This window comes from Cupriavidus basilensis (assembly GCF_008801925.2).
In the GTDB taxonomy this organism is placed as follows: Bacteria; Pseudomonadota; Gammaproteobacteria; order Burkholderiales; family Burkholderiaceae; genus Cupriavidus; species Cupriavidus basilensis.
In genome coordinates this window covers 3080380-3095028 of the sequence record NZ_CP062803.1, presented here as the reverse complement: position 1 = coordinate 3095028, position 14649 = coordinate 3080380, and the positions used below count along the sequence as shown (strand labels likewise).

15 protein-coding genes and 1 pseudogene are annotated in these 14649 nt (G+C 66.6%); 8 read left to right on the top strand and 8 right to left on the bottom strand.

Going from position 1 to position 14649, the window contains the following annotated elements:
- Window positions 1-40: 40 nt before the first annotated feature.
- The 7 genes from F7R26_RS14275 to F7R26_RS14245 form a co-directional block, all read right to left on the bottom strand.
- On the bottom strand, window positions 41-1228 hold the full coding sequence (locus F7R26_RS14275; protein WP_150986362.1) for an aminotransferase-like domain-containing protein: 1188 nt from the start codon (window positions 1226-1228) through the stop codon (window positions 41-43).
- Window positions 1229-1267: 39 nt separating this feature from the next.
- Window positions 1268-1597: a DHCW motif cupin fold protein gene (locus F7R26_RS14270; RefSeq protein ID WP_150986360.1), complete on the bottom strand. Its 330-nt coding sequence runs from the start codon at window positions 1595-1597 to the stop codon at window positions 1268-1270.
- Between the two features lie 126 nt (window positions 1598-1723).
- On the bottom strand, window positions 1724-2182 hold the full coding sequence (locus tag F7R26_RS14265) for a RidA family protein (RefSeq protein WP_035873879.1): 459 nt from the start codon (window positions 2180-2182) through the stop codon (window positions 1724-1726).
- Between the two features lie 11 nt (window positions 2183-2193).
- A complete protein-coding gene (locus tag F7R26_RS14260) occupies window positions 2194-3183 on the bottom strand; it encodes a DMT family transporter (protein WP_170301881.1) in 990 nt (329 codons plus the stop codon).
- Between the two features lie 10 nt (window positions 3184-3193).
- Window positions 3194-3832 (bottom strand): LysE family translocator, encoded by a 639-nt coding sequence (locus tag F7R26_RS14255; protein WP_150986359.1) that lies wholly within the window; start codon window positions 3830-3832, stop codon window positions 3194-3196.
- Between the two features lie 17 nt (window positions 3833-3849).
- On the bottom strand, window positions 3850-4566 hold the full coding sequence (locus F7R26_RS14250) for an alanyl-tRNA editing protein (protein WP_150986358.1): 717 nt from the start codon (window positions 4564-4566) through the stop codon (window positions 3850-3852).
- 86 nt (window positions 4567-4652) lie between these two features.
- The gene (locus F7R26_RS14245; protein WP_150986357.1) at window positions 4653-5345 is read right to left on the bottom strand and encodes a VOC family protein; all 693 of its coding nucleotides are present in this window, start codon (window positions 5343-5345) and stop codon (window positions 4653-4655) included.
- A gap of 198 nt (window positions 5346-5543) precedes the next feature.
- Between F7R26_RS14245 and F7R26_RS14240 the strand changes: the two genes are divergently transcribed.
- From F7R26_RS14240 to F7R26_RS14215, 6 genes and pseudogenes are all read left to right on the top strand, one after another.
- Window positions 5544-6965, top strand: coding sequence for an aminotransferase-like domain-containing protein (locus tag F7R26_RS14240; protein ID WP_241754535.1), 1422 nt, complete (start codon window positions 5544-5546; stop codon window positions 6963-6965).
- A 169-nt stretch (window positions 6966-7134) separates the two neighbouring features.
- Window positions 7135-9048 carry a molecular chaperone HtpG gene (gene htpG / locus F7R26_RS14235; protein ID WP_150986355.1) on the top strand — a complete coding sequence of 638 codons (1914 nt, stop codon included), beginning with the start codon at window positions 7135-7137 and terminating at the stop codon, window positions 9046-9048.
- Window positions 9049-9175: 127 nt separating this feature from the next.
- A complete protein-coding gene (locus F7R26_RS14230; RefSeq protein WP_150986354.1) occupies window positions 9176-9694 on the top strand; it encodes a DNA-deoxyinosine glycosylase in 519 nt (172 codons plus the stop codon).
- 169 nt (window positions 9695-9863) lie between these two features.
- Window positions 9864-10997 carry a PLP-dependent cysteine synthase family protein gene (locus F7R26_RS14225; RefSeq protein ID WP_150986353.1) on the top strand — a complete coding sequence of 378 codons (1134 nt, stop codon included), beginning with the start codon at window positions 9864-9866 and terminating at the stop codon, window positions 10995-10997.
- A 39-nt stretch (window positions 10998-11036) separates the two neighbouring features.
- Window positions 11037-11564, top strand: coding sequence for a hypothetical protein (locus F7R26_RS14220; protein WP_150986352.1), 528 nt, complete (start codon window positions 11037-11039; stop codon window positions 11562-11564).
- 31 nt (window positions 11565-11595) lie between these two features.
- Window positions 11596-11769: pseudogene (locus tag F7R26_RS14215) on the top strand (AMP-binding enzyme); the annotation flags it as partial.
- A gap of 177 nt (window positions 11770-11946) precedes the next feature.
- On the opposite strand, the gene F7R26_RS14210 reads toward F7R26_RS14215, so the two are convergent.
- Window positions 11947-12642: a P-loop NTPase family protein gene (locus F7R26_RS14210; protein WP_150986351.1), complete on the bottom strand. Its 696-nt coding sequence runs from the start codon at window positions 12640-12642 to the stop codon at window positions 11947-11949.
- Window positions 12643-12890: 248 nt separating this feature from the next.
- On the opposite strand from F7R26_RS14210, the gene F7R26_RS14205 reads away from it, so the two are divergent.
- Together F7R26_RS14205 and F7R26_RS14200 are read left to right on the top strand one after the other, a co-directional pair.
- Entirely contained in the window at window positions 12891-13646 is a 756-nt protein-coding gene (locus F7R26_RS14205; protein WP_150986350.1) for a tetratricopeptide repeat protein, read from the top strand.
- Between the two features lie 75 nt (window positions 13647-13721).
- Window positions 13722-14618 carry a class I SAM-dependent methyltransferase gene (locus F7R26_RS14200; RefSeq protein ID WP_150986349.1) on the top strand — a complete coding sequence of 299 codons (897 nt, stop codon included), beginning with the start codon at window positions 13722-13724 and terminating at the stop codon, window positions 14616-14618.
- Window positions 14619-14649: the final 31 nt, after the last annotated feature.

Sequence of the window (14649 nt, the reverse complement as noted above, 5' to 3'; positions counted from 1 at the left end):
AGGAAGCGTATCCGTGCCATGCGTGTCGCTCAAGCGACGCTCAGGCAGCCTTGGCTTGCGGCGCGTGCCTGGCGATGGCTTCGCGGAACAGCGTGCCGAGGATGGCCACGCCTTGCTCGATGCGCTCTGGCGCCACCGTGACAAAGGCCAGGCGCAGCGCATTGCGGCGCGGGTTGCTGGCGTAGAACGGCGCGCCCGGCACATAGGCCACATTGCGCTTGACCGCTTCTTGCAGGATCTCCATGCTGTCCAGGCCCTCGGGCAGCTCCATCCAGATGAACATGCCGCCTTCCGGCGCGTTCCAGGTCACGCCTTCGGGCATGTGGCGCGCGAGCGAATCCAGCATGGCCTGGCACTGCGCCGCGTAGAGCGTGCGGATGGTGGGGATGTGCGAGTCCAGCAGGCCATCGCGCACCACTTCATAGGCAAGGCGCTGGGTGAAGCTGGGCGTATGCAGGTCCGATGCCTGCTTGGCCTGGCACAGCTTGAAGTGCAGGTCGGGCGGGGCGATCACAAAGCCTAGGCGCAGGCCGGGGGCCAGGATCTTGGAGAACGAGCCCATGTAGATCACGCCATCGGGGTTCATCGACAGCAGGCTCGGCAGCTGGTCGCCGCGATAGCTCAGTTCGCCGTAGGGATCGTCCTCGACCAGCAGCACGCCGAGCTCGCGGGCGCGGGCCACCAGGGCCTGGCGGCGCTCCAGCGGCATGCGCCGTCCGGTGGGGTTCTGGAAGTTGGGCAGGGCGTAGAGGAAGCGCGCGCCAGCGGTCAGCTCGGGCGTGAGCGCTTCCGGCAGCAGGCTCTTGTCGTCGCCCGGCACCGAGACGAACTCGGGCTCGAACAGCGAGAAGGCTTGCAGCGCGCCGAGGTAGCTGGGCGTTTCCACCAGCACCGGGCTGCCCGGGTCGATCAACACCTTGGCGATCAGGTCCAGCGCCTGCTGCGAGCCGGTGGTGATCAGCACGCGCTCCACGTCCACGTGATGGCGCTTGGCGATGAATTCGCGCAGCGGCATGTAGCCTTCGGTGGCGGCGTACTGCAGGGCGGCTTGCGGGTTGTCGGCGAAGATCCGGGCCACCGCCTGTTCCATGGCCGCTACCGGGAAGGTGGCCGGCGACGGCAGGCCGCCCGCGAAGGAAATAACTTCCGGACGCTCGGTCACTTTCAGGATTTCGCGGATAGCCGAGCTGGTCAGCTGTTGCGCCCGGCGGGAAATGGCCCAGTTCATGATGTTCTCTTGGTGTGTGGGGAGTCGGGTTGGCTCGACTCAGTCAACGATAAAAAGCCGCGCCCCGGTCGGGGTGGACGAACGGTGCGGCTCGGCCTGGTCGGCGACCTGGTAGCTCGTGCCCGCGCGGAGCACGAAATGCCGGCCGTCTTCCAGCTCGGTATGCAACTCGCCTTCCAGCACAAAAAGGATGTGCCCTTTGGTGCACCAGTGATCGGCGAGGTACCCGGCAGAATACTCCACCATGCGAACGCGGATGTCGCCAAACTGGCGGGTGCGCCAGAGGGCTTCCCCGGTGTCGCCGGGGTGGCGGGTCGGGGTGATGCCGGACCAGTCGGTGGTGCCGAAAGGCAGGTTGTCGATGCGCATGGGTGGGAGGTGCCTTCAGCTGGTTGGGCGCAGGGCGGGGAGAGCCCCCGGTCCCTGGCCTGACTTCAATTCACTTGGTTCTGCCTTCTCGCGTCTCGCTGTCTCGCTGTCACGCTTCTCGCCGGCTTACTTCACTTCGACGATCATCTCGATCTCGACGCAGGCGCCCAGCGGGATCTGCGCTACGCCAAAGGCGCTGCGGGCATGCTTGCCGGCTTCGCCGAAGACTTCCGCCAGCAACTCCGAGGCACCGTTGGTCACCAGGTGCTGCTCGGTGAAGTCTTCCGTGGAGTTGACCAGGCTCATCACCTTGACGATGCGGGTGACGCGGTCCAGGTCGCCGCCCAGGTGGGTGTTCAGCGTGGCCAGCAGGTCCACGGCGATGCCGCGCGCGGCAACCTTGCCGTCTTCGGTGCCCAGGTCCTTGCCCAGCTTGCCGACCCAGGGTTTGCCATCCTTGCGGGCAATGTGGCCCGAAAGGAACACGGTGTTGCCGGTTTGCGCGGCCATGACGTAGGCGGCGGCAGGTGCGCCAGCGGTCGGCAGTGCGATGCCGAGGCGGGCAAGGGTGTCGTGAACGGACATAGGGTCTCCAGTCAGAGGGATCGTCCCGTAGGGGCAGGGTGGGGTTCTTCGACGGCGGGCGCGGGCATGGGGCTCGCGGGGGCGCTGCGCACGGCGGTTCGGCGACCCAGGGCTACCACGCCGATCACTGCCACCGCAAACGCCAGGGTGACGGCGTCGAGCGGCTCGGCCAGCAGCAGGGCGCCGCCCGCCAGCGTGAGGAACGGCTGCAGCAATTGTATCTGCCCGACGCGCGCCACGCCGCCTTTTGCGAGCCCGGCGTACCAGAACAGGAAGCCGATGAACATCGAGAAGACGGAAACATAGCCCATGCCGAGCCAGGCGCGTGGCGAGGCGGCTGCGATCTGGCCAGCATGCGCAAGCCCAAGCCAGGCCACCACCGGCAGCAGCAGCGGCAGCGCCACGGCCAGTGCCCAGCTGATGGTTTCCAGCCCGCCAAGCTCGCGCGACAGCTTGCCGCCCTCGGCATAGCCCAGCGCGCCCAGCACCATCGCCGCGAACAGCAGCCAGTCGGCATGCTGCAACCCGCCGGCGCCCTGCCACAGGGCAAAGGCGACCACCAGCGCACTGCCGGCGGCGGCCGACAGCCAGAATGCCGGCGACGGCCGCTCGCGGCCGAACCAGGCGGCGAAGACCGCCGTGGCCAGCGGCAGCAGGCCGGTGATGATGGCGCCGTGGCCGGCCGGCACTTCACGCATGGCCAGTGAGGAAAACAGCGGAAAGCCCACCACCACACCCAGCGAGGTCACCCCCAGGCGCCACCACTGCCCGCTTCGCGGACGGCGCGCGCGGGCGAATGCGCCGCGCTGCCACAGCAGCACCAGCGCCAGCAGCGCAGCCACCACCGCACGGCCGAGCGCGACGAAGGTGGCGTCCAGCTCGGCCACCGCCATGCGCGTGAAGGGCAAGGTCTGGCTGAACACGGCCACGCCGATAAAGCCGAGCAGCATGCCGCCGCTGTGGGTGTCGATGGATTGAACAAGGGGGGTCTTGGCAGCCATGGCGTTTGAATTAGTGCAGGGCGGGCCGGCCAGCCAGCGCAATCCACAGCGCCGTGAGTGCCAGCGCCAGGCCCATTGCGCGGTTGAACCAGCGGATGCGGTGGCCTACCTGCAGCCATTGCCGCAGCGTGGCGCCAATCACGCCGTACACGCCATTGCTGACAAAGCCGAACACGCCGAACACCGCGCACACCAGCATGGCCCGATGCACCGGCGACTGCGCGCCCGCCATATACGAGGCGGCCGTCGCCAGCGCCAGCATCCACGCCTTGATATTGGCGTACTGCAGCACGGCCGACTGCCACACCGACAGCGGGCGCAGCACCTGCTTGTCCGACAGCACGGTACTGCGCGCCAGTTTGAGCGCCAGCCACAGCAGGTAGAGCACGCCGGCGGCATGCACCAGCAGCGCGAGCGCCGGGCTGGCCAGGATCAGCGCGCCAATGCCCGCCGCGCACAGCGCCAGGATGCTGGCAAAGCCGAACGCGACGCCCACGCAGTGCGGCAGCGTGGCGCGCAGGCCAAAGTTGGCGCCCGTGACCGCGGCAATCGTTGTGTTGGGGCCGGGCGTGAAGGCGCCGACTGCCATCAGCGACAGCAGCGCGGCGAACTGGGCGGCCGACAGCCCGGTGAGCAGAGCGGGATCCATCTATCGTCCTGCCGCTCTCACGCTGCGAACTGCACAACCACGCGGCGGTTGGTGCGGCTCTTCTTCTCGATCTTGGTCACCAGCACGGCGCCGATCTCGCCGGTGGCCGCCACATGGGTGCCGCCGCAAGGCTGGCGGTCCACGCCGGGGATGTCGATGATGCGGATGACGCCGCTGCCCGCGGGCGGCGCCGCGCCCACCGTGCGCACCAGCTCGGGCTGCTCGGCGAGTTGCTCGGACGTGATGCGCTCCACCTGCACGCGGCTGTCGGCATCGATCAGCGCATTGAGCTGCTCGGTGAGCACGGCCTTGTCGAGCGTGGATTCCGGCAGGTCGAAGTCGATGCGCGCCGAGTCGGGCGAGATGCCGCAGCCGGTCACTGGCACCGGGATCAGCGAGCCCAGCAGGTGCAGGCAGGTATGCAGCCGCATCAGCCGGTGGCGGCGCTCCCAGTCGATCGTGACGGCCACGATGTCGCCCGCCTCCGGCAGCGCCGTACCCGGCGCCGGGACGTGCAGAATATGGCTGCGGTCCGGGCCGTACACGGTTTCCAGCAGTGCGATGGTCGCGCCGTTGGCCAGCTTGAGCGTGCCGGTATCGCCCGCCTGGCCGCCGCTGCGCGCGTAGCACACGGTCTGGTCGAGCTCGATGCCGTCAGCGTGAACGGCTACCACGGTGGCGGTGCAGCTGCCGAGATAGGCGTCGTCGTCGAAGCGTTTGCGGGTGGCGGACATCTGGGGCTCCTTGGCGGTTGTTCTTGTTGTGAAAGTTTTTTTGCGTATTGCGTATTGCGTATTGCGTATTGCGTGCGGCGTGCGGTTCAGCGCAGCGTGCGCACGCCATCGGGCGTTTCTATCTCCGCGCTCAGTTCGGCGAGCGTGGATGCTTCCGGGACGAACGGGGTGCCGCCTAGCCATTGCAAGGCCCCGGCCAGCCGCGCGGCCTGCGGATGGCGTGCCCGCAGCGAGCGCAGCGCCAGGCCCTGGTTCGGCAGCCGGGACGACGGATGGGTCGATACATCCCACTGGATCAGCGTGGGGAGGATGCCATCGCCCGGGGTCGCCGCGTGCTCTGTGCCATCCGCATCGTCGGCCGGCCACGCGGGCAGGCTGCCATCTTCCGGCACGGTGATGCGCCAGCGCAGGTCGCCACGGGTCATCGGGATGACCGGCGGGATGCGCTTGGGGTACTGCGCCTGCCACAGGGACAGGTCGGTGGGGCGTTCCACCCGCGCGACCCAGTGCATCAGGAAGGGACCATGGCGCAGCCGGGCCTGCACTGCCTCGGTGTCCAGGCCAAACCAGCGCGGCCGCGTGGGGGGCGGTGCCTCGGGGTCGATGGCGATGACTTCCAGGTAGATGCCGCCGAACAGGCCGAGCAGGCAATTGTGGGTGCCCATGCCAGGGTGCGCGCCGCTCGGCTGGGGCATCACGCCGAGCGCGTCGGCGACATGCTGCGCCCCCGCTTCAAGCGTGGGGGCGGCAATCACGAGATGGTCGAGGGCGATTGTCATGGTGTGTTGATGGTAGACAAGGTTGTCGGTACAGTACCGATACAGTTATGCAGAACATTCTCAGTACAGTGGCGGGAGCAAGGCATGAACAGCAGGGAACCGGTTGCGCCAGGGCTCAAGGATAAAGGAGCCGGGGCGGGCAAGCAGAAGGGCGCGGCTCCCCAGGGTGGCGAGCAGGTGCGCTCATTGCGCCTGGTCATGCCGCCCCCCACCGAGCGCATGCCCGACCCGGTGCCCTCGGCGCAAATGACGCTGGTGGAGCAGTTGACCGAGTGGGCGCGGCTGCGTATCGACGAGCGGGTCTTCCGCGCCGGCATGCGCATGCCCTCGATCCGCCAGCTCGCGCAGGAAAAGGGCATCTCGCGCTTCACCGTGGTCGAGGCCTATGAGCGGCTGGTGGCGCTGGGCTACCTCGAATCCCGCCGCGGCTCGGGCTTCTATGTGCGCGAACGCACGCCGCTGGTGGCGGCGGTAGCGCCCGTGGCTACCGGCGCGCGCAATATCGACGTGACCTGGCTGCTGCGCAGCATGTTCCACTCCACCGAGCCGCATAAGTCTCCGGGGATGGGTTTCCTGCCCAACGACTGGCTGGACGGCGAGCTGATCGCCAGCGCGCTGCGCGGCCTGGGCCGCCAGCCGGGCAGCCACTTCCTGGCCAGCGGCACGCCGCAGGGCTTCCTGCCTTTGCGCCAGCAACTGCGCAACCGCCTGGCCGAACTGGAGATCGGCGCCACCCCCGAGCAGATCGTGCTCACCTCCGGCATCACCCAGGCGCTCGACCTGATCGCCCGGCTTTACCTGCGCCCCGGCGACGCCGTGCTGGTGGGCGACCCGGCGTGGTTCGTCATGTTCGGCCGCTTCGCCGCCCAGGGCGCGCAGCTGATCGGCATGCCTTACACTGCCGAGGGCCCGGACCTGGAGGCGCTGGAGCGCATTCTGCAGGCGCGCCGCCCGCGCCTGATGGTGATCAACTCGGTGCTGCACAACCCCACCGGCACCTCGCTGTCGGCCGCCAAGGCCTTCCAGCTGCTGCGCCTTGCCGAGCAGTACGACCTGCTGATCGTCGAGGACGATATCTATTGCGACCTGTGCCCGCCGGGTCACTCCGCCACCCGGCTGGCCAGCCTGGACCAGTTGCGCCGGGTGATCTACCTGGGCAGCTTTTCCAAGACGCTGGCCGCCAACCTGCGCGTGGGCTTTATCGCCGCCCACCCGGAGCTGGCCGCCAGCCTGACCGACAGCAAGCTGCTGGCGGGCCTGGCTTCGCCGGAGATCAACGAGCGCGTGCTGTACAAGGTGCTGACCGAAGGCCATTACCGCAAGCACGTGGAGCGCGTGCGCAACCGGCTCGACCGGGCGCGCGACGAGACCCGGCGCACCATCGAGCGGATGGGCCTGTCGCTCTTTCCGGGCCAGCACGCCGGCATGTACCTGTGGGCGGACACCGGGCGCGATACCAACGCCATCGCCGTCGCCGGGCATGAGGAGGGCTACCTGTTCGCCCCCGGCAGCTTGTTCTCGCCATCGCAGATGCCGTCGGGCTGGATGCGCTTCAATGTGGCCAGCAGCCAGGACCCTGCCATGCTGGCCTACCTGGCGCGCCAGCTGGAGCGGCGCTAACCGGGTCCCAACCTGGTCCTAGCCGGTCCATGTCTTGAAAACCGCTCGGATGCCCTTATGTCTCGGGTCACCGGCCTGACGCCGGCCCGCAGTCCCCGGGCTGCCGGCCCGTCACATTGCCCAGATTCCCAAATCAGCCAAGTTAGCCAAGATTGTTAAGAGGAGAACCATGACCGCACCGCACGAGACGATGAGCTTCCAGGCGGAAGTGAAGCAACTGCTGCACCTGATGATCCACTCGCTGTACAGCAACAAGGAAATTTTCCTGCGCGAGCTGGTTTCGAATGCTTCCGACGCCACTGACAAGCTGCGCTTCGAGGCGATTGCCAATCCGGCCCTGCTTGAGAACGACGCCGACCTGGCGATCCGTATCGAGGCCGACGCCAAGGCCCGCACGCTGAAGATCACCGACAACGGCATCGGCATGAGCCGCGACGAGGCGATCCGCAACCTTGGCACCATCGCCCGCTCGGGCACCAAGGAATTCTTCCAGCAGCTCTCCGGCGACCAGCAGAAGGATGCCGCCCTGATCGGCCAGTTCGGCGTGGGCTTCTATTCGGCGTTCATCGTGGCTGACAAGGTCACCGTGGAAACGCGCCGCGCCGGCCTGCCCGCCAGCGAAGCCGTGCGCTGGGAAAGCGCAGGCGACGGCGAGTTCACCGTCGATGCCATCGATCGTGCCGAGCGCGGTTCCACCATCACGCTGCACCTGCGCGAAGGCGAGGACGATTTCCTCTCCGCCTGGAAGATCAAGGGCATCATCCAGAAGTATTCCGACCACATCTCGCTGCCGATCCGCATGCCCAAGGAAGTCTGGGATGCCGAGGCCAGCGCCTACAAGGCCACCGGCGAGTGGGAAAGCGTGAACCAGGCCAGCGCCCTGTGGACCCGCTCCAAGTCGGACATCACCGAAGAGCAGTACAACGCTTTCTACCAGCACATCGCGCACGACAACGAAGCGCCGCTGGCCTACACCCATAACCGCGTCGAAGGCCGCAGCGAATACACGCAGCTGCTGTACGTGCCGGCGCGCGCGCCGTTCGATATGTGGGACCGCAACCACAAGGCCGGCCTCAAGCTCTATGTGAAGCGCGTCTTCATCATGGACGATGCCGAGCAGCTGCTGCCGGCATACCTGCGCTTCGTCAAGGGCGTGGTGGATTCGGCCGACCTGCCGCTCAACGTCTCGCGCGAACTGCTGCAGGAAAGCCGCGACGTGAAGGCCATCCGCGAAGGCTGCACCAAGCGCGTGCTGTCGATGCTGGAAACGCTGGCGGACAGCGAGGACGAAGCCGAACGCGCCAAGTACACCACCTTCTGGCAGCAGTTCGGCCAGGTGCTCAAGGAAGGCCTGGGCGAAGACGCCGCCAACCTGGAGCGCATCGCCAAGCTGGTGCGCTTTGCCTCCACGCATCAGGACAGCGCCGAGCAGAGCGTGGCGCTGGCTGCCTACGTGGGCCGCATGAAGGAAGGCCAGGACAAGATCTACTACGTCACGGCCGATAGCTGGGCCGCGGCCAAGTCGAGCCCGCACCTGGAAGTGTTCCGCAAGAAGGGCATCGAAGTCCTGCTGCTGACGGACCGCGTGGACGAATGGATGCTGTCCTTCCTGCGCGAATTCGATGGCAAGGAACTGGTCTCGGTGGCACGCGGCGACCTGGAGCTTGGCGCGCTGGCCGACGCCGACGAGAAGGCCGAGCAGGAAAAGGCCGAAGGCGACTGGAAGGACGTGCTGGAACGCGCCAAGGCCGTGCTTGAAGGCAAGGCCAAGGACGTGCGCGTCACGCTGCGCCTGACCGAGTCGGCATCCTGCCTGGTGTCGGACGAAGGCGACATGAGCGGCTACCTGCAACGCCTGCTGAAGCAGGCCGGCCAGAAGGCGCCCGACGCCCAGCCCATCCTGGAGCTGAACCCCGACCACGCGCTGGTGAAAAAGCTGCGCGCGCTGGTGGAGGCCGGTCCCACGGATGACGCCTTCGGCGACCGTGTGCACGTGCTGTTCGACCAGGCCCTGCTGGCCGAGGGCGGCACGCTCGAAGATCCGTCGATCTACGTGCGGCGCGTCAACAAGCTGCTGGCGTAAGCGCAGCGGGTTTGCGCCCTCCCCGGTCTGCGGGAGGGACCGGGAGAGGGCGGGCGCCGACGGCAAGCATGCTGCATGCAAGCCGCGCAGGCGCCTGTCCTCTGCCGGGGCCAAGTACACTCAACCCATGCCCGTCCCATCTCCCGCATCCCCTCTGGTTCTTCCCCCCGATCTACAGCAAGGCCTTGCACCGGTCATCGATCGGCATATCCGCGTGCTGGTGCTGGGCAGCTTTCCCGGGGAGGCATCGCTGGCGGCGCAGCAGTATTACGCGCATCCGCGCAACCAGTTCTGGCCGCTGCTGGGCGCGCTGACCGGCGAGCCCCTGCCTGATTTGCCTTACGCCGACCGGTTGGCGCGGCTCCTGTCCCACGGCATCGGCGTGTGGGATGTGCTCGGCGCCTGCGTGCGCGAGGGCAGCCTGGACAGCAATATCCGCCATGCGCAGGCCAACGACTTCGTGCGGCTCAAGGCGCTGGCGCCTGCGTTGCGCCGCGTCGGCTTCAACGGCGGTACGTCGGGTCGTTTCGCCGCGCAGTTTGAGGCGGCAGGCTATGAGACTGTGGTGCTGCCCTCATCGAGCCCGGCACATGCGGCGCGCAATTTTGAGCAGAAGCTGGCGTTGTGGCGTGCGCTGCTGAACTAAGCGCTGATATTCGTGCCGGCGGGCAAGCCGTCGGCTGCCGCAGAAGGGCAAATTACCGCAGAGCCGCTCGGGCGTCTATCATCGAAATCTCGATAGGCCAACCGGCGCGAAGCCGTGCCGGGCGCCCAAGGCCATTGTTCTGTTCGCAGTCATTTCAGTGAAGGTCCCCATGCCACGCTCTGACTGGACCCGCGAAGCGATTCGCAAGATCGAAGCCGACTTCAACCGCTGCGCCGATACGCACCTGATTCCGCTGGACCTGCCGGGATATCCGCAAATCCGCTTCTATTTCAAGGATGAATCCAGCCATCCGACCGGCAGCCTGAAACATCGCCTGGCGAGATCGCTGTTTCTCTACGCGCTTTGCAATGGCTGGCTGAACGAAAAAAGCACCGTCGTGGAGGCGTCCAGCGGCTCGACGGCCATCTCCGAAGCTTACTTTGCCAGGCTGCTCGGCTTGCCCTTTGTGGCGGTGATTCCGGCGGGTACCTCAAGGGCGAAAATCGAAGCGATCGAATTCTATGGCGGGCGCTGCCAACTGGTTGCCAATCCGGCGGACATCTATACGGAGTCGCACTGCATAGCGGTGGAAACCGGAGGCCATTTCATGGACCAGTTCACCTATGCGGAGCGTGCCACCGACTGGCGCGCCAACAACAATATCGCCGAGTCGATTTTCAAGCAGATGGCTGACGAGGAACATCCGGTTCCGACGTGGCTCGTGGCCAGCGGAGGTACCGGTGGCACCGTCGCAACATTGGGCCGCTACGTAGCCTACAGCCGGCATAGCACCCGCATTCTTTGCGCCGACCCGGAGAACTCCGTATTTTTTGACTATTTCAAAAGTACGCTGGCGGGCCAGCCGGACAGCAGCCTGAGCCTGGATGTCGGATCTAGGATCGAGGGCATCGGCCGCCCGCGTGTCGAGCGCTCCTTTATTCCGACGTGCATCGATGCGATGCTCAAGGTGCCCGATGCCTTGTCCTTTGCCGCAATGCGCTATCTGGCCGCGCGCCTCGGGCGTCGCGTGGGCGGCTCGACAGGCACTAACTTCGTTGGTGTGCTGTACCTGGCCGAGCGGATGGCGGCGGCGGGCGAGCAGGGCGCCATCGTCGGCCTGCTGTGTGATAGCGGTGAACGCTATGGCAATACTTACTATGATGATGCATGGTACCGGGCGCAGGGAATTCCCGTCGCGCAGCCCGATGCCCTGATCGCTCGCGCAGTCAACGGCGAACCGCTGCTGACCCGGCAGGCCGCAGGGATCGAGGCTGCCGGGCTAGGGATTCGGGGCGCACCCTAGCGCTGGATTTCGCAGTGTCAAACTGGACGGAATATCCATATGAACAAGCTGGCCGCCACGATCAAGCATGAGTTCATGGAGATGCTGCCGCCGACGCTCTTCTTCTTTGTCATCCTCCACATCGTCGCGATCGTTCGCACGTTGATGACCCGGGATGCTGGCATCTCGCTGCCGACTTCGGCCTCGGTGACGATCGCCGCCCTGGTACTCGGGAAATGCGTGCTGCTCGCCAACCTGCTGCCGTTCGTCAATCGTTTTCCCGAGAAGCCGCTGATCTGGAATGCCGGCTGGAGGACGTTGATCTACACCCTGGTGGCGTTGCTCGTGCATTACCTGGAGCACCTGTTCGATTACTGGAAGGAAGCGCCCGGCCTGGTTGCCGCCAACCATCGGCTGCTTGCCGAGATCAACTGGCCGCATTTCTGGGCCATCCAGATCCTGCTGGTGACGCTGATTGCCAACTATTGCTTGTTCGCCGAACTGGCCCGCGTGATCGGCCCCGACAAGCTCAGGAGGATCGTCTTTGGTCCGTTGCCCACGAAGCCGGCCGAGCGGGCTGACAACTAGCGCAACCCGAGGCGCGGCTCGCGCGGGCACGATGACCCGCCCCCAGGTGCCGCGCGGTTCGGTGGGCGAAGCGGTCCACGCGGTCGTCGTCCTGAAGGCGGGTATGCAGGCAACCGAAGACGATATCCGTGCGCACTGCCGCGGTTTGATCGCCGGGTACAAATGTCCGAAGACGGTCGCGTTGCGGGACCAGATGCCTTTGTCCGGTGCGGGCAAGGTGCTCAAGCGCGATTTGCGCGCCCAGCATTGGCAAGGCAAGACGCGGGCAGTCAACCGAGATGCGGGCGATGGGGCGGGTGCTGCTTTGACAACAGCGCCCGGCCGCCAGCGATCTGCCTCGCAACGCTTCCATTCACAGCGATTCCACTGGCGGCGCTTCCACTCACAACGCCAGCGCAGCCATCTCCCCATACGCCCGGTTCAGCCAGACCTTGACGCGCTGGCGCTCCAGCATGCCGAGCCCGGTGGCGGCGCGGTCCGGATGATTGACCGCGGCCCAGAAGCTGGTGCTTTGCTGGTCGATCTTCTGCATGGTCGTATCGGGCAGGTGGCGCAGCGTCATCACGCTGGCGCCCAGCGCTTCGGCGCGGGCGCGTTCGCCCGAGGCTTCCAGGATCTCGAAGCGATCGCCGCGGACTTCGTTGAGGACCAGCACCAGCTTGATGCGGCCGCCGAACTGGTCAAGCCATTGGCGCAGCAGGTCGACCGAGTCGCGGCCCGCATCCATCACGTGCCACCAGGTGAGCGTCAGGCCATGGGCTTCGGCCAGCGCCAGCACGTCGGCGTCGTCCATCCATTTTGCAAGTGCGTGCTGCGTCTGGGCCGCGAGGTCGACCAGGATGCGCCGCTGTGGATCTTCCACGGCGTGCTCGATAATGGGGTCCAGGCTGTCGTGCTTGTCCAGCACGGCGGGCGCGGCAAAGTCGGCATAGAAGCGCAGCAAGGCGCCGTGCGATTTGTCGGTGTCGAAGCCCAGGAACGGCATGCTCCGGTCGATAAAATGCTGGGCTAGCAGGCGGGCGACGAGCGATTTGCCGACGCCGCCTTTTTCACCACCGATGAAGTGGATGTAGCTCATATCTGCGGATCCTTTGTCGTGGAGGGCCGGGTTGGAGGGAGCGTCTCGGGTTTTGGTGAGGCAAGCCAGGCCGGCCGGCCGTGAAGCCAGGCGCGGAACGTAAGCGCAAGACAGCCTTACCGTAAAAGGCATTTGTGACAGTAGCAAGTAGCATGCCGCATCGGGCGCCCCGGCCGCATCTGTCACAATCACGGCTATGCATGCCGGTGGGAAGGCCGCCGGCCAACGCTTTGCAGGATAGATAGACAATGCCGTATCTAGGAATTGGTTTTCACGTCATCATCGCCGTGTTCTTCGCCGTGCACGCGGTGCGCACCCAGCAGAACATGTACTGGCTGCTGATCCTGTTTGCCTTCCCGGGCCTGGGCAGCGTGGTGTATTTCTTCGCCATCTACCTGCCCGGGCTGCGCCAGACGCGGGGTGCGCGGGCCGCCAAGCGCGCCATTGGCCAGTTGGTCGACCCCAACCGCGCGGTGCGCGAGGCGCGCGACGCGTTCGACCGCGCGCCCACCGTCGATCACCGCATGCGCCTGGGCGCCGCCTTGCTCGAGGCTGGCGAGCCCAAGGCCGCGCTGGAACACTATGAGGCCGCCGCCAGCGGGCCGTTCGCCACCGATCCGGCGCTGCTGCTGGGGCTGGCGCGCGCGCAGTTCGCCACCGGTGGCCATGTTGCTGCCGTGGCCGCGCTGGAGCGTTTGTTTGCCTCCCAGCCCCAGGCCCGCCAGCAAGCGGACCCTGTATTGCTGTACGCCCGCGCGCTGGCCGCGTCGGACGCGCCCGGCACGCGGGCCGCATTCGAGCAGGCGCTGACCTGCGCCAGCGATGCCGCCGCGCGCTGCCTGTTTGCCGACTGGCTGACGGCCCAGGGGGAGCCGGCCGACCGCGAGCGCGCCCAGGCGCTGTACGCGGAGATCGTGCACGACGGCAAGCACTGGCCGCGCCACGCCCGCGAGCACAACCGGGAGTGGCTGCAGCGTGCCCAGGGCGCGCTCGGCAAAGCCTGAGCCCCGGATTGATCCGAACCGACTGACATGCCGCCCCGCTGGGCGGCACGCTGACACGTATTCTTGCTGACCACCATGACTCTTCTCAAACGTAAATCGATTGAAGCCGTGGCCTCGCGCCGTCCCGCGCGCGGCGCACGCAGCCCCGAGGACGGACGCGGCGCACGCGGCGCGCAAGCAGCGCAGCGCGAGGAAAAGCGCATGACCCCGCGCTTCGCGCCCGTCACCTTCTCCGAGATGGACGGTGTGCGCTACCTGCATTTCGGCACCGAATGGGTGCAAGGCGCCATGCGACTGCGCAAGCCCGATGCCATCGAGCTGGAGTACGCGCAGCAGATGATGGCGTGGCTGTTGTTCCTGTCGCCCTCGGCGCCGGAGTTTCACGTGACGCAGCTGGGCCTGGGCGCGGCTGCGCTCACCAAGTTCTGCCATCGCCAGTTCAGCCGCGCGCGCGTGACGGCGGTGGAGCTCAACCCGGCCGTGATCATTGCGGGCCGCAGCATGTTCGGCCTGCGTGAAGACGACGAGCGCCTTACCGTGCGGGAGCAGGATGCGTGGGACTACGTGATGGATGGCGCGCACACCGGCGCGCTGGATGTGCTGCAGGTGGACCTGTATGACGCCACCGCGCGCGGGCCGGTGCTTGACACTACGGCGTTCTACAAGGCGTGCCGGCGCGTGCTCAAGGCGCCGGGCGTGATGACGATCAACCTGTTCGGCGACCACGACAGCTTCCCGAAGAACATCGTGCGGATCTGTGAAGCGTTTGATAACCGCGTGCTGGTGTTCCCCGAAGTGCATGACGGCAATGTCATTGCGCTTGCCTTCAATGGGCCGGCGATCGATGTATCGTGGGATGTGCTGGAGATTCGCGCGAAGGTGCTGGAGGATACGACCGGGTTGCCGGCGCGGGAATGGGTGAAGGGCTTGCGCGCGGCAAACGCGAACCAGGAAGACGGCCTGCGGATCTGATCCAAGCCGCCAGCTAGCTGGCGGCGCCGGG

What these genes read in the sequence shown, in the direction of transcription:
- F7R26_RS14250 (WP_150986358.1), bottom strand. Translation starts at nt 4,566, where the DNA reads ATGTCCGCCACCCGCAAACGCTTCGACGACGACGCCTATCTCGGCAGC.
- F7R26_RS14220 (WP_150986352.1), top strand. Translation starts at nt 11,037, where the DNA reads ATGAACAAGCTGGCCGCCACGATCAAGCATGAGTTCATGGAGATGCTG.
- F7R26_RS14230 (WP_150986354.1), top strand. Translation starts at nt 9,176, where the DNA reads ATGCCCGTCCCATCTCCCGCATCCCCTCTGGTTCTTCCCCCCGATCTA.
- F7R26_RS14205 (WP_150986350.1), top strand. Translation starts at nt 12,891, where the DNA reads ATGCCGTATCTAGGAATTGGTTTTCACGTCATCATCGCCGTGTTCTTC.
- F7R26_RS14210 (WP_150986351.1), bottom strand. Translation starts at nt 12,642, where the DNA reads ATGAGCTACATCCACTTCATCGGTGGTGAAAAAGGCGGCGTCGGCAAA.
- F7R26_RS14225 (WP_150986353.1), top strand. Translation starts at nt 9,864, where the DNA reads ATGCCACGCTCTGACTGGACCCGCGAAGCGATTCGCAAGATCGAAGCC.
- F7R26_RS14265 (WP_035873879.1), bottom strand. Translation starts at nt 2,182, where the DNA reads ATGTCCGTTCACGACACCCTTGCCCGCCTCGGCATCGCACTGCCGACC.
- F7R26_RS14270 (WP_150986360.1), bottom strand. Translation starts at nt 1,597, where the DNA reads ATGCGCATCGACAACCTGCCTTTCGGCACCACCGACTGGTCCGGCATC.
- F7R26_RS14245 (WP_150986357.1), bottom strand. Translation starts at nt 5,345, where the DNA reads ATGACAATCGCCCTCGACCATCTCGTGATTGCCGCCCCCACGCTTGAA.
- F7R26_RS14240 (WP_241754535.1), top strand. Translation starts at nt 5,544, where the DNA reads ATGCCGCCCCCCACCGAGCGCATGCCCGACCCGGTGCCCTCGGCGCAA.
- F7R26_RS14275 (WP_150986362.1), bottom strand. Translation starts at nt 1,228, where the DNA reads ATGAACTGGGCCATTTCCCGCCGGGCGCAACAGCTGACCAGCTCGGCT.
- htpG (WP_150986355.1), top strand. Translation starts at nt 7,135, where the DNA reads ATGACCGCACCGCACGAGACGATGAGCTTCCAGGCGGAAGTGAAGCAA.
- F7R26_RS14200 (WP_150986349.1), top strand. Translation starts at nt 13,722, where the DNA reads ATGACTCTTCTCAAACGTAAATCGATTGAAGCCGTGGCCTCGCGCCGT.
- F7R26_RS14260 (WP_170301881.1), bottom strand. Translation starts at nt 3,183, where the DNA reads ATGGCTGCCAAGACCCCCCTTGTTCAATCCATCGACACCCACAGCGGC.
- F7R26_RS14255 (WP_150986359.1), bottom strand. Translation starts at nt 3,832, where the DNA reads ATGGATCCCGCTCTGCTCACCGGGCTGTCGGCCGCCCAGTTCGCCGCG.